We start from the raw sequence: 17,969 nt of genomic DNA, 5'->3' as shown, positions 1-17,969 counted from the left end.
GTGGCTCCCTCTCGCCTCAGCTTTACTCAAGCACCGTGAGCAGTCCCACGTGCCGGTATCGGGCAAGCTCCGCCCCCGTTATCGTGAGAGCGCCATGGCGAAGATCTTCAGCGTAGTCAGCCGGGCCGGGCTGGCCCGCGTCCTGGACCCCGTCGCCGCCGCATTATTGCGCGCCGGAGTCACCCCGAACGCCGTCACGGTGATCGGTACCGTCGGCGTGCTCGTCGGGGCGTTCGGCTTCGCGACGCGCGGCCACCTGTTCATCGCGCTCGTCATCATCACCGTGAGCTGCTTCACGGACCTCATCGACGGCTCGATGGCCCGGCAGCGCGGGATCACCAACAAGTTCGGCGCCCTGCTGGACTCGGCGATGGACCGCATCGCCGACGGCGCGATCTTCGGGTCCGTCGCCTACTACTACGCCACCCGGCACGAGCCGCGCCTGGTCGCGGCCGCCCTGCTGTGCCTGCTCACCGGGCAGGTCGTGTCCTACGTCAAGGCGCGGGCCGAGGGCCTGGGCTTCACCTGCAACGTGGGCATCATCGAGCGGCCCGAGCGGCTGATCGGCATCGGCGTCGGGGGCCTGCTGTGGACCTTCGGCGTGCCGTACGGCCTGGAGATCGTCATGTGGGTGCTCGGCGCGCTGTCGATCGTGACCATCGGGCAGCGCATCGGCACGGTGTACCGGCAGGCGCACGCGGCCGAGCGGGCGCGCGTCCGGTGAGCCTGGTCGAGCTCGGCTACGGCACCGCGTTCAACCTGCTGCCGAGGCTGCCCCGCGGCGTCGTGTGGCCGCTGTTCGCGGCGGCGGCGGCGAGCGGCTCCCGGGGGTACCGCCGCGGAAAACCGGGTAGGGGGACCGCCACGCTCGCCAAGAACCTGCGACGGGTGGTCGGACCCGAGATGCCCGAGGACGAGTTCCAGCGGCTGCTGCACCGCGCCCTGCGCTCCTACGCGCGCTACTACCTGGAGGCGCTCCGGCTGCCCGGGTGCTCCAAGGAGCAGATCCTGGCCGGCTTCCGGCTCGAGCGCGGCGAGCTGCTCGGGCAGAACCACGCCGCCGGCATCGGCTCCGTGGTGGCGCTGCCGCACGCCGGCAACTGGGACGCGGCCGGGGCCTGGGTGGCGGCCAAGGGATGGCCGATCACCACCGTGGCGGAAAGACTCAAGCCCGAGAGTGTGTACCTCAAGTTCCTGGCCTTCCGCCGCTCCCTCGGCATGGAGATCCTCCCGCTGACGGGCGGCGAACGGCCCACCTTCGACGTGCTCGAGGAGCGCCTCCGCAAGGACGCGGCCGTCGTGCCCCTGCTGGCCGACCGCGATCTCACCCCGCGCGGGATCGACGTCGACTTCTTCGGCGGCCGCACCCGGATGCCCGCCGGCCCGGCGCTGCTCGCCCTGCGCACGGGCGCCCCCCTGTATGTGGTCGACATGTGGTTCGATGCGGATGCGGCGGCCGGGCACCTCGCCGGCCCGATCCCGATGCCGGGCGCCGACGAGGGCCCGCTCGACACCCGGGTCCGGATCGTCACCCAGCGGGTCGCCGACACGTTCGCCGAGGGCATCGCGCGGCACCCGGAGGACTGGCACATGCTCCAGCGGTTCTGGCTCGACGAGCCGGCCGTCAGCACCGTGGCCTAGGGGAGGGACGTTGCGCATCGGGATCGTCTGCCCGTACTCGTTCGACGTGCCCGGCGGCGTGCAGAACCACGTCCGCGACCTCGCCGAGACGCTGATCGCGCTCGGCCATCACGTCAGCGTCCTGGCCCCCGGCGACGAGGAGGGCATGACGCTGCCCTACGTCGTGCCGGCGGGGCGGACCGTGCCGGTGCCGTACAACGGCTCGGTCGCCCGCGTCTCGTTCGGGCTCATCTCCGCCACCCGGGTGCGGCGCTGGCTCGCCGCGGGGCGGTTCGACGTGCTGCACGTGCACGAGCCGCTCATCCCGAGCCTGTCGATGCTCGCGGTGCTCTCCGCGCGCGGCCCGGTGGTGGCGACCTTCCACACCGCGATGACCCGCTCGCGGGCCCTCGCCGCCGCCCAGGGCGTGCTCCAGCTGGTGCTGGAGAAGATCACCGGGCGGATCGCGGTCAGCGAGCTGGCGCGCAAGGTGCAGGTCGAGCACCTCGGCGGCAGCGCGTGGGAGATCCCCAACGGCGTGCAGGCCTCGAAGTACCGCGGCGCCGTGCCGCTGGACGGCTGGCCGGGGGAGGGCGGCGCGCTCGGGTTCATCGGGCGCTTCACCGAGCCGCGGAAGGGTTTCCGGTACCTCCTGCAGGCTTTCGGCGTTCTGGTCGGGACGCGGCCCGGGCTGCGGCTCCTGGTGGCCGGTCCCGGTGACCCTTCGGAGGTGGTCGAGGACCTCGACGTGCGGGTCCGCGACCGCATCGTCTTCCTCGGCAAGGTCTCCGAGGAGGACAAGGCCCGGATGCTGCGCAGCGTCGACCTCTACGTCGCGCCCAACACCGGAGGCGAGTCCTTCGGCATGATCCTCACCGAGGCCATGGCGGCCGGCACCCCCGTGCTGGCCAGCGAGCTCGACGCGTTCCGCCGGGTGCTCGACGGCGGCGAGGCCGGGGCGCTGTTCCCGGTCGGCGACGCCGGCGCCCTCGCCCGCTCCGCCGCCGCCCTGCTCGACGACCCCGCCCGCCGGGCCGCCCTGGCCGCCCGGGGCGCCGAGGTGGTGGCCGCGTACGACTGGCCGGTCGTCGCCGAGCGGGTCCTCGAGGTGTACTCGACGGCGATCGAGGTTGCCGGAGCGACCGTGCAGGAGTCCGTCCCGTAGGCTGCGCCGCATGTGGTGGGTGATCGCCGTGGTGGCCGTGGTGGTCGCGGTGGCCACCTACCTGACCTGGCTCGCGGCCCGGGTCGACCGGCTGCACGCGCGGGCGGCCGCGGCCTACGCGACCCTCGACGCCCACCTGGTCCGCCGGGCCGCCGCCGCGGTGGCCCTGGCCGAGGCGGCCCAGCTGCCCACGCTCATGTACGCGGCCAAGATCGCCCTGGACGCCCAGCCGGACGACCGCGAGGTGGCCGAGAACGACCTCACCCGCCACCTGCGCAACGGCTTCGGCGGCGCGGCGAACCCGCCGGCCGAGGTGGTCGACACGCTGGTGCAGGTCAGCCGGCGGGTGGCCCTGGCCCGCCAGGTGCACAACGACGTGGTGCGCGACGCCCTGGCCGTGCGCCGCCGCGGGCTGGTGCGGGTGTTCCGGCTGGCCAGAAAACACGCCGCGCCGGCCTACTTCGACGTCGACGACCCCTCGCTGGCCTGATGCGGGCCCCGGCCCGGATCTGGCCTCGGTGAAGCTCGCCAAGTCCGGGCTGGGGGCATTCCGTGGGCCACGGGGTTGTCCGTGGCTGTCGGATCGGGTTACGGAGAGAGCGTAAACTTGCGGGTGAATCCAGCTTTCCCCGTTAGGAGTGTCTCGTCGTGTCCTCACCCACCTCGCCGGTCACCGGCACGGCCCGCGTCAAGCGCGGCATGGCCGAGATGCTCAAGGGCGGCGTCATCATGGATGTCGTCACCGCCGAGCAGGCCAAGATCGCGGAGGACGCCGGCGCCGTCGCGGTGATGGCGCTCGAGCGGGTCCCCGCCGACATCCGTGCCCAGGGTGGCGTGTCGCGGATGAGCGACCCCGACATGATCGACGGCATCATCAACGCCGTCTCGATCCCGGTCATGGCCAAGGCCCGCATCGGGCACTTCGTCGAGGCCCAGGTGCTGCAGGCGCTCGGCGTCGACTACGTCGACGAGTCCGAGGTGCTCACCCCGGCCGACTACGCCAACCACATCGACAAGTGGGCGTTCACCGTGCCGTTCGTGTGCGGCGCCACCAACCTCGGCGAGGCGCTGCGGCGCATCAACGAGGGCGCGGCCATGATCCGCTCCAAGGGCGAGGCCGGCACCGGGGACGTCTCCAACGCCACCACCCACATGCGCAAGATCCGCGGCGAGATCCGCCGGCTGACCTCGCTGCCCGAGGACGAGCTGTTCGTCGCCGCGAAGGAGCTCCAGGCGCCGTACGACCTGGTCAAGGAGGTCGCCGAGGCGGGCAAGCTGCCCGTCGTGCTGTTCACCGCCGGCGGCATCGCGACCCCGGCCGACGCGGCGATGATGATGCAGCTCGGCGCCGAGGGCGTCTTCGTCGGCTCGGGCATCTTCAAGTCCGGCAACCCGCAGCAGCGCGCCGCCGCGATCGTCAAGGCCACCACCTTCCACGACGACCCCGACGTGCTCGCCAAGGTCTCCCGCGGCCTGGGTGAGGCCATGGTCGGCATCAACGTCGACGAGATCCCGCAGCCGCACCGCCTCGCCGAGCGGGGCTGGTGACGCACTCCGTGAACGGTCCGGAGCGCAGCGGAGGGGCCGTTCACCATTGGGCACGGTTATCGCGCCGGCGTCGGAGCGAAGCGGAGGCGATGGCGTGATCATCGGTGTGCTCGCCTTGCAGGGCGATACCCGCGAACACCTGCACGCGGTGGCCGATCTCGACGCGATCGGCCGCCCCGTGCGCCGCCCCGACGAGCTCGACTCCGTCGACGCGCTGATCATCCCGGGTGGCGAGTCCACCACGATGAGCAAGCTGGCCGTCGAGTTCGGCCTGCTGGAGCCGCTGCGCAAGCGGATCGCCGGCGGCATGCCCGTCTACGGCTCGTGCGCCGGGATGATCATGCTCGCCTCGACCATCCTGGACGGCCGCGCCGACCAGGTGCCGTTCGGCGGGATCGACATGACGGTCCGCCGCAACGCGTTCGGCCGCCAGGTCGACTCGTTCGAGGGGTCCGTGGACATTTCGGGCATTGACGGTGGCCCTTTCCACGCCGTATTCATCCGCGCCCCGTGGGTAGAGTCGGTGGAGGACTCCGTAGAGGTACTGGGCCGCGTGAATGATGGCCCGGGCGCCGGTAGGATTGTCGCGGTTCGGCAGCAGCACCTGCTCGCGACGGCCTTCCACCCCGAGCTAACCGGCGACCTACGCGTTCATCGGTACTTCGTGGAGATGGTGCGCGAGGCGGGTCAGACGACGGAGGGTTAGGCATGTCGGGGCACTCAAAATGGGCGACCACCAAGCACAAGAAGGCGGTCATCGACGCCAAGCGTGGGAAGCTCTTCGCCCGCCTGATCAAGAACGTCGAGGTGGCCGCCCGCACGGGTGGCGGTGACCCCGCCGGCAACCCGACCCTCTTCGACGCCATTCAGAAGGCCAAGAAGAACTCGGTCCCCAACGACAACATCAACAACGCGGTCAAGCGCGGCTCGGGCCTCATCGGCGGCGGCGCGGACTGGCAGACGGCCATGTACGAGGGCTACGGCCCCAGCGGTGTCGCCATCCTCATCGAGTGCCTGACGGACAACCGCAACCGGGCCTCGACCGAGGTGCGCGTAGCCCTGACGCGCAACGGCGGTTCGCTAGCCGACGCGGGCAGCGTGTCGTACATGTTCACCCGCAAGGGCGTCGTGATCGTCCCCAAGGCCGGCGAGCTGACCGAGGACGACCTGCTCATGGCCGTCCTCGACGCGGGCGCCGAGGAGGTCAACGACCTGGGCGAGGCCTTCGAGATCATCAGCGAGGCCTCGGACCTGGTCCCGGTGCGCACGGCCCTGCAGGACGCGGGCATCGACTACGAGAGCGCCGAATCCTCGTTCGTGCCGAGCGTGACCGTCCCGCTGGACGAGGAGGGCGCGCGCAAGGTCTTCAAGGTGATCGACGCCCTGGAGGACTGCGACGACGTGCAGAACGTCTACGCGAACTTCGACGTGAGCGACGAGGTCATGGCCCTGGTCGAGGCCTGACCCAACCGCGTACCGGCGCCCCGGCCCACAATGGGCCGGGGCGCCGTCGTGTGAAGGCGCACCGGCGAATCGACGCATCAGCGCGGACCCGGAGAGATCGACCCGGCCGGCGGTGCCCCCGCGCTCGGGGTGCGGTGGCGCCACCGTCCTGCTCAGGCTGTCGCGGGCACCGGTACGGCCTCCGGCACCGGGCGGGTACGGCGGGCCACCGGCGCCAGGGCGGCCAGGAGCAGCGCCGGGCTCAGCAGGCTCAGCGGCCCCACCCCCAGCACCAGGAACGCCGCGATGCCCGCCGCCGTCAGCGCCGGCGTCCACCACCGCACGCGGTGCCGCACGGCGGCCAGTACCGTCACCGCGACCAGCCCCAGCAGGGTCAGGAACATGCCGGGCAGTATCCAGCCGAACGTGAACGGCGCGTACTCGCCGATCGTCGCGTCCACCTTCTCGGCCGTCGCGCGGTCCAGGGCCGTCGCCGCCGCGATCGTCGTGTAGTCGCCGACCATCAGGCCCGAGAAGTTCACCAGGGCCAGCACCGTCACGGCGGCCACGGGACCGCGGGCCAGGTGCAGTACCGCCGGAATGAAGGCGACCCAGGCCAGATGCAGCAGCAGGGCGCTCGCCTGGGCCTGCGCCGGGTGCGCGAGGGAGCCGTCGAGGCTCGGGGAGAAGCCCGGCACCGTGGCCAGGCCGCCCGCGAAGAGCAGCGGCGCCGCGATGAGGGCCGCGCGTCCGGCCCGGTCCACGAACGCCGCGTACCGGGCGGGCTCGCCCTCCGGCGCCGGGCGCAGCCGGAACGCGGCCACCGTGTAGGCGCCCAGCAATACAACCGGGCCGGCCAGCGAGAGCGGCAGCGGGGAGATCGCGAACAGGAAGTACAGGGCGGTGCCGAGCAGGGCCGCGCCGGCCGTCCACCAGTCGATCACCCGCGCCCGGGCCGCGGCCAGCGGGGCGAGGACCAGGGCCAGGGCCCAGCCCGCCAGGCCCGGCACCTGCCAGCCCCACCGGGCCCACGCCAGGCCCTCGAACGCCTCGTTCGCGCGGCGCACCGCGTCGTCCGGCAACGTCTGCTCCAGGGCCAGGATCCACAGGTCGGCGGCCATCAGGGCGGAGAACGTCGTCAGCCCCACGACCGTCGCGACCCAGGCGATGCGCGCCAGCACCGCGCCGCGGGCCCGGATCGGGGCCAGCAGCGCCAGCAGGCCCGGCACGAACAGGGCCCACGCCGAGTGCAGCAGCAGCGAGTGCCACTGCAGCGCCTCCGGGTGCGCGCGGTACACCCCATAGCCCTGCGCCTCGCCGAGCGCCGGGTCCACGGCTGTCGCGAGTGGTACCGGCTGTGGCAGCTCGCCGCCATGATGATCTTCGCGTACACCGCGGGGCGCGCGTGGGGGCCGGGGCGCGCGAAGTGGGCCGGGCTCGGGCTCGTGGTCGCCGTCGGGCTCACGTACTGGAGCGTCGACCACGAGGACCCGATGGCCGCCCTCTTCTTCCCGCTGGCGCCCTGGGGGCTGGGCCGGGCGATGGCGGTCCAGCAGCGGCGGAGCGCCGAGGCCGCCGGTGCCCGGGCCGCCGTCCGCGAGCAGCGCGCCCGGGAGGCCGTGATGGAGGAGCGCGTCCGGATCGCCCGCGAGCTGCACGACATGGTCGCGCACAGCGTCACCGTGATGGTCATCCAGGCCGGAGTGGTACGCCGCCGCCTCGACGCCGGGCTCGACGTCGACGGGGATCTGCTGCGCAGCATCGAGTCCTCCGGCCGCGACGCCGTCGGCGAGCTGCGCCGCACGCTGGGCCTGCTGCGCGGGGAGGGCGCGGCCGACCCGCCGGCCGGGCTGGAGCGCCTCGAGGACCTGCTGGCCCAGATGCGCGAGGCCGGGCTCGACGTGCGGCTGCGGCGGGAAGGGGCGGCGGTCGCGCTGCCGCCGGCGGCCGACCTCTCGGCGTACCGCATCGTGCAGGAGGCGCTGACCAACGTGCTGAAGCACGCCGGCCCGACCACCGTCACCGTGACCATGCGCTACGCCGACGACGGCCTCCACCTGACCGTCGCCGACCGCGGGGCCAAGGTCCCGACGGCGCTGCCGGGCACGGGGCAGGGCCTCATCGGGATGCGGGAGCGGGTCACCCTCTTCGGCGGCGAGCTCGAGACCGGTCCGCAGGCCGAGGGCGGGTTCCGGGTGCACGCGCGGCTGCCGGTGCCGGCCTGGAGCGGGGCGGAGGTGCCCGCGTGAGCGGGGCGGAGGGTGCCGGCGTGAGCGGGGCGGAGGGTGCCGGCGTGAGCGGGGCGGAGGGTGCCGGCGTGAGCGGGGCGGAGGGTGCCGGCCGGACGCCGATCAAGGTGGTCGTGGCCGACGACCAGAAGATGGTCCGGGCCGGGCTGCGGATGGTCATCGAGACCGAGCCCGACATGGCCGTGGTCGGCGAGGCGGGCGACGGCGTCGAGGCGGTCGCCCTGGCGCGGCGGGTGCGCCCCGACGTGGTGCTCATGGACATCGCCATGCCGCGCCGGGACGGGCTCGCCGCGACCCGCGCGCTGCTGGCCAACCCGGCGCCACCGCGCATCGTGGTGCTCACGACGTTCGACACCGACGAGAACCTGTACAACGCGCTGCGCGCCGGGGCGAACGGCTTCCTGCTGAAGGTGTCGTCGCCGGAGCACCTGATCACCGCGATCCGGGTCGTCGCGTCCGGCGAGGCCCTGCTCGACCCGGCGGTGACGACCCGCGTGATTGCCGCGTTCGCGGGCGGCCCGGGCCCGAAGGCCCCGCCGGAGCTGGCCGAGCTGACCGCCCGCGAGACCGACGTCCTGCGGCTCATGGCGCGCGGGCAGTCCAACGCGGAGATCGCCGCGGCCCTGGTGCTGGGCGAGGCGACGGTGAAGACGCACGTGGCGCGGGTGCTGCAGAAGCTGGCCCTGCGCGACCGTGTCCAGGCCGTGGTCTACGCCTACGAGTCCGGCCTGATCCGCGCCGGCGCTGTCTGATTGAAGGGGAGTGTCAGCCCAGGGCGACGCGCAGGTGGCGCGGGCCGCGCAGGACGGCGCTCAGGCGGTACTCCGGCGGGTCCTCCAGCAGCCGGGCGCGGGTCAGCACCGGGGCCAGGGCCGCGATGGCGACCTGGGCCTCCAGCCGGGCCAGCGGCGCGCCGAAGCAGTAGTGGATGCCGTCGCCGAAGCCGAGATGCTGGGCCGGGCGCCGGTCCGGGGCGAAGCGGTCCGGCTCGGGGAACTGCTCCGGGTCGCGGTTGCCGGCCGCCAGGAGCAGGGTGATCGACGCGCCCCGCGGGATCGTGGTGCCCGCCAAGGGGATGTCGTCGAGCGCGGTCCGCCACGGCAGCATCTGCACCGGTGGGTCGTAGCGCAGCACCTCCTCGACGAACGGCACCACCATCTCCGGCTCCTCGAGCAGGCGGTCCCGCCACACCGGCTGGCGCAGCAGGACCAGGGCGCTGTTGGCGATGAGGTTGACGGTGGTCTCGTGGCCGGCGATGAGCAGCAGCATCGCGGTGCTCACCAGCTCCGAGCGCGACATGCGTCCGTCGGGGCCGCTGTCCGTGGCCAGCGCGGTCAGCAGGTCGTCGCCGGGCTCCGTGGCCGGCCCGGAGAGGGCCGAGAGCCGCTGGTCGACGAGGTCGCCGAGGTACTGGGCCAGGTCGGCCAGCGCGGTGCGGTCCGGCTGCACGGCGATCAGGGCCTCGTCGATCCAGGCCCGGAACCGCGGCTCGTCCGCCATCGGCACGCCGAGGAGGGAGCAGATCACCTGGACCGGCAGCGGGTACGCGAACTGGTCGACGAGGTCCACGGTGGACGGTGGGAACGCGGCGACCAGCGAACCGGCCAGCGACGCCAGGGTGGGCTCCAGGTCGGCCACGCGATGCGGCGTGTGCGGCGGGCCGAAGGGGCGGGTGGCCAGGCGGCGCAGGCGGTCGTGGGCCGGCGGGTCCAGGCGCAGGAAGCTCGGCGGCAGGCCGACGAGGTCCGAGGTCGCGCCGGACGACGACTTCTCCGCCAGGTCCGAGATGTCCGCCGAGCTCACCCTCGGGTCGTGCAGCAGGGCCGCGATGGCGTCGAAGGTGCTCACCACGTAGGTGCCGTCGGCGGTGACCGTCACCGGGGTGCGGCGCAGCGAGGTGAGCAGCGGGTAGGGGTCGTGGCGGTTCACGGGGTCCAGCACGGCGTTGAAGACGGAGGCGACCGCGGTCGTCATCGGATGCTCCTCACCAGGGTCGGGCGGTGGCCCGTCACCACCACTGTCGCGTCGCGCGCCAGCAGGGCCCGGTCGGGTACGCCCGCCGGCACCGGCAGCGCGTCGTCCGGCCGGTCGACCCGGTCGAACTCGGGCGGGAACGGGGCCGCCTGCTCGATCAGACGCTTGTAGAACGGCAGCCACTTGGCGTGGTTGAAGGCCACCGCGCCGGTCAGGCGGCCCTTGTACCCGTACGCCGCCACGAACCGCCGGTCGGCCACCGAGCCCTGCGCGATCACGACCTCGTCGGCGAAGGTGGGCACGCCCACGGACTTGATGTTGTTGCCGAACTGGGCGGACCAGAACTGCGGCATGTGCAGGTGCGGCCACCGGTCCGACTCGTCGCTGACCATGTTGTGCGCGGCCACCTCGGCCTGCGCGACGGCGTTAGCCCAGTGCTCCAGGGCCAGGAACTGGTAGCCGAAGAGCGCGTTGGGGGCGCGGGCCACGTCGCCGGCGACGAACACGTCGTCGGTCACCACGCCGTTGACGTCGAAGGCGCGGCAGCCCGCGTCGCAGGCCACCCCCCACGGCCCGACGGCCAGGCCGGAGTGCTCCAGCCACTCGACGTTGCGCAGGCCGCCGAGCGCGGCCACCACCACGTCGACGTCGAGCACCTCGCCGTCGGAGAGCACCGCCCGGCGGACCCGGCGGTCGCCCTCGATGCGCTCCACGGTCACCCCGCAGCGCAGGTCGACGCCGTGCTCGCGCTGGATGTCGGCGGCGATCGAGCCGATGGCGCTGCCGAGCGCCCCTTCCAGCGGCGTGCGCGCGGCCTCGGCCACGGTCACCTCCAGGCCCAGGGAGCGGCACGTCGAGGCCACCTCGGAGCCGGTGAACCCGGCACCGACGACGAGCACGCGGCCGGGGCGCGAGCCGTCGCGGGGCAGCAGGCGCTGCTGCAGCGCGATCGCGTCGTCGCGGGTACGCAGGACGAACATGCCGTCCAGGGCCCCCTCGGCCGGGACGGGCCAGGGCCGGGCGCGCACGCCGGTGGCGATCAGCAGGCGGTCGAACGGCACCGCCGTACCGTCGCTGAGCTGCACTCGGCGGGCGGGCAGGTCGAGGCCGAGCGCGCGGACGCCGAGCAGCCAGTTTGCGTCGAGGTCGGCGCGGTGCGGCAGGCCGGTCCTGTCGGGGCGGATGTGGCCGCCGAGCGCCTGCTTGGACAGCGGCGGGCGGTCGTAGGGGCCGTACGGCTCGTCGTCGATGAGCGTCAGCGAGCCCGACCAGCCCTCCTCGCGCAGCGCCTCGGCCGCCCGCAGCCCGGCCAGCGACGCGCCCACGATGACGATCCGGCCGGCCCCGACGCCGGGGGTCACGCCGAGCAACGGCATGTCGTGCGCGGCCACGCGGTCGAGCTGGATGGCCTGGACCGGGCAGGCCGCCGCGGCCCGCCGGACCTGCGCGTCCTCGGCCGGGGACGGGTCGTAGAGCAGGGTCTCCTCGCCCTGCATCTGGAAGGCCGACGGAGCCAGGAAGGCGCACTGGGCGTACCCCTGGCACTTGGTGAGGTCGACAACCACACGCATGCGTCAACCATGGGCCCGGCCCCCCGGCGCACAGCTCACCCGGCGGGAAGGGCCGCGCGCACCACGGTGCCGGCCCCCGGCGCGCTGCGGATGTCGAGGGTCCCGCCCAGCAGCGCCGCCCGCTCCCGCATCGAGCGCAGCCCGAGCCGCCCCGGGAACGACAGCGACGGCGTGAAGCCCACGCCGTCGTCGGAGACCTCGAGCACCACTTGGCTGTCGTCGCCGGCCAGCCGCACGGTCACCTGGGTGGCCTCGGCGTGCCGGGCGGCGTTGCCGAGGGCCTCCAGGGCGATGCGGTACAGCGCCTCCTCGACCTGCGGGCTGACCGCCGGGTCGGCGTCGAGCTGCAGGCCCCAGCCGGCCCGGCCCGGCGCCGCGTGCAGGGTCTCGAAGACGCCGCGCAGGGCGGCGGCGAGGCCGGCGCCGGCCAGCGTCTCGGGGCGCAGCTTGAGGATGATGCCGCGCAGGTCGGTCAGGCCGGCCGCGGCCGTCTCCTTGATCCAGGCGAGCGAGGCCTCGGCGTGCGCCGGGTTGCCGTGCAGCAGTTCTGCGGCCGTGCCCGCGCCGAGGCTGATGCCGTACAGCGTCTGCACCACCGAGTCGTGCAGGTCCCGCGCCAGCCGGGCGGGCTCGGCCGCCGCGGCCAGCAGCAGCTCGGCGAGGGGCGCGAACGGGACCAGGGCGGACGGGCGCGGGGCGCGGCGCCCGCCGGCGGCCAGCAGCCCGCCCCTCACCGGTAGGTAGGTCACCCGCCGGGTACGCAGGGCCCGCCCCGTCGCCATCGCCCGGAACGCGACCGCCCGGTCCACGAAGCCGTCGACGCCGGACACGACCGACCCGCGGGCGTCGAGGACGACGACGGCGGTCACGCAGGGGCCGCCGCGTGCACCGGGACCAGCCCGACCCGCATGGCGTAGAGCGCGGCCTGGGTCCGGCTCTCGGCGTTGAGCTTCTGCAGGATGTTGCTCACGTGCGTCTTGACCGTCTGCGGGGCGATGTGCAGCTCGCGGGCGATCTGGCCGTTGGCGCGGCCGCGGGCCAGCAGCGCGAGCACCTCCTCCTCGCGCCGGGTCAGCTGCGGCGGGGTGCTCGGCACGTGCACGTCGCGCACGAGCCGGGCCGCCACCGCGGGGGAGAGCTGCACCTGACCGGCGGCCGCAGCGCGCACGGCCCGGTGGAGCTCTTCGGCGTCGGTATCCTTCAGCAGGTACCCCACCGCGCCGGCGTGCAGCGCGTCGGCGATGAGCTGCGGTTCGAGGTACCCGCTCAGCGCCACCACCTCCACGCTGGGCAGCTCCCGGCGGATCACCGCGATCGCGCTGATCCCGTCGAGGACCGGCATCAGCAGGTCCATCAGCACGATGTCCGGACGCAGCTGGTGGGTCAGCTCCACGGCCTGCCGCCCGTCGGCGGCCGCGCCGACCGGTTCCAGGTCGCCGCTGAGCGCCAGGAAGCTGCGCAGCCCCTCACGGACCATCGCGTGGTCGTCCGCGATCAACACCCTGATACTCATCGCCGCGCCTATACCCCGCAAATGCCGCAAATACTCCAAGCGGCGGGGCCAAGCGCACTACGCCATCTGGGGGAGACCAAAGGTGTGCGCCGGAGCCGGTCCGCGGCGGGATGCCCCGGGCTCCGCTCGTCGGCACGGTTGTGGGTGTGACGCACTACTTGCACCGGCTGAGCCGGTTCTCCCTGGTGGGAGTCAGCGGTGTCGTCGTGAACAACGTCGCCCTGCTCACGCTGCACGGGCTGCTGGGGCTCGCCCTGCTGCCGGCGACCGTGGCCGCGGTCGAGCTCGCCCTCGTGTCCAACTACGTCCTCCACGAACTGTGGACCTTCCGCCGGCGGCGGCTGTCGCTGACGCGCTTCGCCTACTTCAGCCTGGCCGGGCTCGCCGCCCTGCCCGTCAACGTGATCGTCGTCCAGCTGCTGGTCGGTCTCGGCCTGCACTACCTCCCCGCCAACCTGGTCGGAATCGTGGCGGGTTTCGGGGTCAACTTCGCCGTCAGCTCGAAGTGGATTTGGAGTGAACGCACCGATGGAGCAGCTGGTGTTGGGGGTCCTCACGCTGATCTCGCTGGTGCTGACGGTGCAGGCGGCCCACGCCCTGTATCTCATGATCTACACGTGGGACCAGCCCGAGGCGGACGCCAAGGCCCGGGTGCCAGATCAACGTGCTACGCCGGAACTCTCCTTCACCGCCATCCTCCCGGCTCGGCACGAGGAGGAGGTCATCCAAGCCACCATCGCCCGCGCCGCGTCCGCTGACTACCCGCCGCACCTGGTGCAGATCCTTGTCGTGTGCTCGGCCGACGACGTGGGCACCATCGAGCAGGCCCGGGCCCAGGTGAACCAGCTGCGCGCGGCCGGGCGCCCCAACGTCGACGTGGTCGTCTTCGACGACGGCCCGATCAACAAGCCGCACGGGCTCAACACCGCCCTGCGCTACGCCACCAGCGACATCGTGGCCATCTTCGACGCCGAGGACGAGGTCCAGCCGGAGCTGTTCGACATCGTCAACACCATCATGCTGACCGACGACGTCAGCGTCGTGCAGGCCGGCGTGCAGCTGATGAACTTCGACTCCAACTGGTACTCGACGTTCAACGTGCTGGAGTACTTCTTCTGGTTCCGCAGCCGGCTGCACTACCACGCCAAGAACGGCGCCATCACGCTCGGCGGGAACACGGTCTTCTTCAAGCGGGAGCTGATCGAGCGCCTCGGCGGCTGGGACGAGACAAACCTGACCGAGGACGCGGACATCGGCCTGCGGGTCTCCAGCATGGGGGAGAAGGTGCGGGTGGTCTACGACGACCGCTACGTCACCAAGGAGGAGACGCCGCCGACCCTGCAGAGCTTCATCAAGCAGCGGACCCGCTGGTGCCAGGGGTTCATGCAGACGCTGGGCAAGGGCACCTGGAAGCTGATGCCCAACCGGCGGCAGCGCTTCCTGGCCTGGTACACCCTCGCCTTCCCGCACGTGCAGGCGATGCTCGGCTTCTACCTGCCGGTCGCGCTGCTCAGCGCGTTCGTGCTGAGCGTGCCCGTGCCGGTCGCGATGCTGTCCTGGCTGCCGGTGCTGCTGCTCGGCGCGCACTTCGTGATGTCCGTCGTCGGGCTGTTCGAGTTCACCGGCGCGCACGGGCTCAAGGCCGGTCCGGGCACGGTCGTGAAGATGGCGCTGACCTGGTTCCCGTATCAGATGGTGCTGTCCTATGCGGCCGGCCGGGCGCTCTACCGCCAGCTCAAGGGCGCGACCAACTGGGAGAAGACCGCCCACGTCGGCGCCCACCGCACCGAGGCCCCGGAGCTGACCAATGTCGGCTGAAGTCCTGACCACGCCGAAGAAGCGGCCCCCGTCCGCGGCGGCCCGGGTGCCGCAGAAGGCGCCGAAGCTGCTCATCGCCGTCGCCCTGCTCATCGGGCTGGCCAGCCACGGCTGGAACATGTTCCGATATCCGCTGTACCTCACCGACGAGGGCATCTACATGGAGCAGGCCTGGTCGGTGCTCAAGGAGGGCAAGCTCTCCCCGTACACGTACTTCTACGACCACGCCCCGATGGGCTGGCTGGCGCTGGCCGGCTGGGTCGGCATCCTGCCGGGTGGCTTCGGGGCCTTCGGCAACGCCATCAACACCGGCCGGGTGCTGATGCTCATCGTCCACCTGGCGTCGGTGTTCCTGATGTTCGAGGTGGTGCGGCGCTTCACCGGCTCCAAGTCCGCGGCCTTCCTGGCCACGTTCGTGTTCAACCTCTCCCCGCTCGGGGTGTACTACCAGCGCCAGGTCCTGCTCGACAACCTCATGATGTTCTGGATCCTGCTCGGGCTCTACCTGCTGGCCCGCCGCGACGGGCGGATCGTCGCCGCGATGGGCGCCGGCGCCTGCTTCGGCCTGGCCCTGGTGACCAAGGAGAACGCGATCTTCCTGCTGCCGGGCTGCGCCTACCTGCTGCACAAGACGATCAAGGAGCAGCCCAACCGGCGGTTCGGGGCCAGCTTCTACTGGTTCACGGTGCTGGCCCCGGTCGTCGGGTACCTGCTCTTCGCCCAGATCAAGAACGAGCTGTTCCCGGAGGGCTTCCGGTTCAGCCCGGACAACAACCAGCTCCAGGGCCACGTGTCGCTGCTGAACACCATCTGGTGGCAGCTGCACCGCAACTCCAACAGCTCGACCGGCCTGTCGTTCACGTACCTGCTGCAGCAGAGCTGGCTGTTCAAGGACCGGTACCTGCTCATCGCCGGCGTCGCCGCGACGGTGCTCACGCTCATCTCGGGCCGGCGCAACAAGCGGCTGCGCACCCCGATGCTGGGCTGTGCCCTGATGACGCTCGGCTACGCGTTCTACCTCAGCCGCAGCGCGCTGCTGGACTTCTACATCGCGCCGATGGTGCCGCTGTTCGCGCTGAACCTGGGCATGTTCTTCGGCTGGCTGACCCGGCGCACCAACCAGAGCGGGGCGGCGGTGCTCGTCGCCTGCCTGCTGGTGCCGGTGCTGGTCATGCCGGGCGGGTTCATGATCAAGTACAACGCCAAGGGCGAGCTGGAGTTCAGCGACGCCTACCGGCTGCCGCTGACCCGGCTGCAGGAGCAGCAGGTCGCCTGGATCAAGCAGAACATCCCGACCAGCGCGCGCCTCATCATCGACGACGACATCTGGGTGGCGCTGCACGACAGCAAGCCGGCGTACAAGTACGCCCATCCGCACTACAAGGCCACGTCCGACCCGGACGTGCGGGACAAGGTCTTCCATTCCAGCTGGGAGAACGTCGACTACGTCGTGATGTCGAACAAGATGCGCGACGCCCTCCAGCGCGGCGGCGAGACCTGGATCATCGAGGCGATCGACCAGCACGGGGAGACCGTCTGGCAGGCCACCCGGGGCGACGTCTCGCTGTCAATCGTCAAGATCGGGAACACCTCCTAGCTGGAGTCCAACCATGCAGACGCTGAAGCACCGCCCGGCCTCCGGCCGCGCCGGGAAGAGGAAGCGGCCGAAAATCTCACGCAAGCGGCTGCTGCTGGCCGGTGTGGCCGCAGTCCTGCTCATCACGCTGGGCCGCTCGCTGCTGCCCGCCCTGGGCATCTCGGCGCCCGGCCTGGGCGGGTCGGCCGACGACGCCCCGACCGAGGTGCAGACCAAGGCCCCGCCGGCGCCGACGATCGACCTGAACGGGGTCATGGTGCAGGGCGGCGGCACGCCGATGATCACCCTGAACCCGGGCCTGGTGCGGCTGGGCGGGGGCGTGACCGTGTCCGGGTCAGGCTTCGACCAGGGCTCAATGGTCGACGTGTACCTCGGGCCGTCCTCCACGCCCGGGCAGAAGAAGCCGCCGAGCGGCGCCCCGGACGCCAAGCCCAAGCAGGTGGCCACCGCGAAGGCCGGCAAGTGGGGCGTGTTCACGGCCAACTTCACGATGCCCGGCAAGATGACGGTGCCCGTGCAGGAGGTCACCGCGCAGGCCCGCGGCAGCGACAAGGTGGCCAAGGCCGACGCGTCGGTCGCCCAGGGCGCCGGCCAGGCCTCGCTCTCGGCGGTGGTCGGCAAGCCGGGCGACACGATCAACCTGACGGTCAAGGGCTTCACGCCCGGCGAGCAGCTCAACGTGTACTGGGGCCGGATCAATGGCGACCCGAACCTCACCCTCAAGGCCGACGAGGGTGGCTCGGTGGGTAAGACGCCGATCAGAGTGGGCGTCACGGCCGTCGGGACGACCAGTCTGGTGGTCGTGGGCAAGACCAGTGGCGCGGCGGCGAGCGCGCCGTTCCAGGTGCTGCGGTTGTACCCGTCCATCAAGCTGGCGCCGTACGCCGTGAAGGCCACCCAGAAGATCACCTTCTCCGGCTCCGGCTTCGCGCCGGCCGAGCGGGTGCTGGTGCGGCTCAACGCGGCCGGGGGCCAGCCGGTCATGGCGGTCCAGACCGACGACGCCGGCACGTTCAAGGGCGCCGGGCTGGTGATGCCGTTCCAGCTCAAGGGCGCGCAGTCGCTGGTGTTCACCGGCGAGCAGAGCCGGGCCGCGGTCTCCACCGGCTTCACCATCCTGCCGTTCACCCCGCAGGCGCGCACCAACGCCTACGGCGGCCTGCCCGGCACCGTGGTGAACTTCTACGCCACCCAGTTCGCGCCGAACGAGGCCGTGCACGTGTCCGTCAGGACCGCCAAGGGCGCCAAGCCGCAGCTGGTGGCCGCGTTCCGGGTCGACGCCAAGGGCGCGGCGCGGGCGGTCGGGCAGTACACGATCCCGGGCGACACCGAGGACACCGTGGTGTTCCAGCTGCACGGCCAGCGCAGCGACGCGACCGCGACGGTGAACTTCAAGGTCGACAAGTCCGGCGGGCCGGTCGACCTGCCGTCCGCCAAGCCGTACGTGGTGCCCAAGGATCTGGAGAACTGA

The 17,969-nt window shown here is 72.3% G+C and carries 17 protein-coding genes and 1 pseudogene; 13 read left to right on the top strand and 5 right to left on the bottom strand.

Annotated features, from left to right (window positions below; genetic code table 11):
• The first annotated feature begins 94 nt into the window (after positions 1-94).
• From pgsA to AB0B76_RS17455, 7 genes are all read left to right on the top strand, one after another.
• The gene (gene pgsA / locus AB0B76_RS17485) at positions 95-724 is read left to right on the top strand and encodes a phosphatidylinositol phosphate synthase (protein WP_360375747.1); all 630 of its coding nucleotides are present in this window, start codon (positions 95-97) and stop codon (positions 722-724) included.
• Positions 721-1,641, top strand: coding sequence for a phosphatidylinositol mannoside acyltransferase (locus tag AB0B76_RS17480; protein ID WP_360375745.1), 921 nt, complete (start codon positions 721-723; stop codon positions 1,639-1,641). The genes pgsA and AB0B76_RS17480 overlap by 4 nt, the downstream gene beginning before the upstream one ends.
• A 10-nt stretch (positions 1,642-1,651) precedes the next feature.
• Positions 1,652-2,785 (top strand): glycosyltransferase family 4 protein, encoded by a 1,134-nt coding sequence (locus tag AB0B76_RS17475; protein ID WP_360375743.1) that lies wholly within the window; start codon positions 1,652-1,654, stop codon positions 2,783-2,785.
• Between the two features lie 10 nt (positions 2,786-2,795).
• Positions 2,796-3,275, top strand: a complete 480-nt coding sequence (locus tag AB0B76_RS17470) for a hypothetical protein (protein WP_360375741.1) — start codon at positions 2,796-2,798, stop codon at positions 3,273-3,275.
• Between the two features lie 158 nt (positions 3,276-3,433).
• Positions 3,434-4,333 carry a pyridoxal 5'-phosphate synthase lyase subunit PdxS gene (pdxS, locus tag AB0B76_RS17465; RefSeq protein ID WP_360375739.1) on the top strand — a complete coding sequence of 300 codons (900 nt, stop codon included), beginning with the start codon at positions 3,434-3,436 and terminating at the stop codon, positions 4,331-4,333.
• Positions 4,334-4,427: 94 nt separating this feature from the next.
• On the top strand, positions 4,428-5,039 hold the full coding sequence (pdxT, locus tag AB0B76_RS17460) for a pyridoxal 5'-phosphate synthase glutaminase subunit PdxT (RefSeq protein WP_360376081.1): 612 nt from the start codon (positions 4,428-4,430) through the stop codon (positions 5,037-5,039).
• A gap of 2 nt (positions 5,040-5,041) precedes the next feature.
• The gene (locus AB0B76_RS17455; protein WP_360375737.1) at positions 5,042-5,797 is read left to right on the top strand and encodes a YebC/PmpR family DNA-binding transcriptional regulator; all 756 of its coding nucleotides are present in this window, start codon (positions 5,042-5,044) and stop codon (positions 5,795-5,797) included.
• 152 nt (positions 5,798-5,949) lie between these two features.
• Here the strand turns inward: AB0B76_RS17455 and AB0B76_RS17450 are convergent, their stop codons facing one another.
• A complete protein-coding gene (locus AB0B76_RS17450; protein WP_360375735.1) occupies positions 5,950-7,074 on the bottom strand; it encodes a hypothetical protein in 1,125 nt (374 codons plus the stop codon).
• On the opposite strand from AB0B76_RS17450, the gene AB0B76_RS17445 reads away from it, so the two are divergent.
• Both AB0B76_RS17445 and AB0B76_RS17440 read left to right on the top strand, forming a co-directional pair.
• Positions 7,039-8,025 carry a sensor histidine kinase gene (locus tag AB0B76_RS17445; protein ID WP_360375733.1) on the top strand — a complete coding sequence of 329 codons (987 nt, stop codon included), beginning with the start codon at positions 7,039-7,041 and terminating at the stop codon, positions 8,023-8,025. The genes AB0B76_RS17450 and AB0B76_RS17445 overlap by 36 nt on opposite strands.
• Before the next feature lie 101 nt (positions 8,026-8,126).
• Positions 8,127-8,777, top strand: coding sequence for a response regulator transcription factor (locus tag AB0B76_RS17440; RefSeq protein ID WP_360376078.1), 651 nt, complete (start codon positions 8,127-8,129; stop codon positions 8,775-8,777).
• Positions 8,778-8,790: 13 nt separating this feature from the next.
• Here the strand turns inward: AB0B76_RS17440 and AB0B76_RS17435 are convergent, their stop codons facing one another.
• The 4 genes from AB0B76_RS17435 to AB0B76_RS17420 are packed head-to-tail and all read right to left on the bottom strand — an operon-like array spanning position 8,791 to position 13,083.
• Positions 8,791-9,999, bottom strand: a complete 1,209-nt coding sequence (locus AB0B76_RS17435; protein ID WP_360375731.1) for a cytochrome P450 — start codon at positions 9,997-9,999, stop codon at positions 8,791-8,793.
• The gene (locus AB0B76_RS17430; RefSeq protein WP_360375729.1) at positions 9,996-11,570 is read right to left on the bottom strand and encodes an FAD-dependent oxidoreductase; all 1,575 of its coding nucleotides are present in this window, start codon (positions 11,568-11,570) and stop codon (positions 9,996-9,998) included. Before AB0B76_RS17430 ends, AB0B76_RS17435 begins: the two co-directional genes overlap by 4 nt.
• A gap of 35 nt (positions 11,571-11,605) precedes the next feature.
• Positions 11,606-12,439 (bottom strand): sensor histidine kinase, encoded by an 834-nt coding sequence (locus AB0B76_RS17425; RefSeq protein WP_360375727.1) that lies wholly within the window; start codon positions 12,437-12,439, stop codon positions 11,606-11,608.
• Positions 12,436-13,083 (bottom strand): response regulator transcription factor, encoded by a 648-nt coding sequence (locus AB0B76_RS17420; protein ID WP_360375725.1) that lies wholly within the window; start codon positions 13,081-13,083, stop codon positions 12,436-12,438. Before AB0B76_RS17420 ends, AB0B76_RS17425 begins: the two co-directional genes overlap by 4 nt.
• Positions 13,084-13,193: 110 nt before the next feature.
• Here AB0B76_RS17420 and AB0B76_RS17415 point away from each other — a divergent pair.
• From AB0B76_RS17415 to AB0B76_RS17400, 4 genes and pseudogenes are all read left to right on the top strand, one after another.
• A pseudogene (locus tag AB0B76_RS17415) lies at positions 13,194-13,586 on the top strand (GtrA family protein); the annotation flags it as partial.
• A 13-nt stretch (positions 13,587-13,599) separates the two neighbouring features.
• Entirely contained in the window at positions 13,600-14,901 is a 1,302-nt protein-coding gene (locus AB0B76_RS17410; RefSeq protein WP_360375723.1) for a glycosyltransferase, read from the top strand.
• Positions 14,891-16,498: a glycosyltransferase family 39 protein gene (locus tag AB0B76_RS17405; protein ID WP_360375721.1), complete on the top strand. Its 1,608-nt coding sequence runs from the start codon at positions 14,891-14,893 to the stop codon at positions 16,496-16,498. The genes AB0B76_RS17410 and AB0B76_RS17405 overlap by 11 nt, the downstream gene beginning before the upstream one ends.
• 13 nt (positions 16,499-16,511) lie before the next feature.
• The gene (locus AB0B76_RS17400) at positions 16,512-17,969 is read left to right on the top strand and encodes a hypothetical protein (protein ID WP_360375719.1); all 1,458 of its coding nucleotides are present in this window, start codon (positions 16,512-16,514) and stop codon (positions 17,967-17,969) included.

It is taken from the genome of Dactylosporangium sp. NPDC049140, assembly GCF_040648435.1.
The sequence above is the reverse complement of the archived record's forward strand: the minus strand, read 5'-3'. Positions and strand labels throughout refer to the sequence as shown.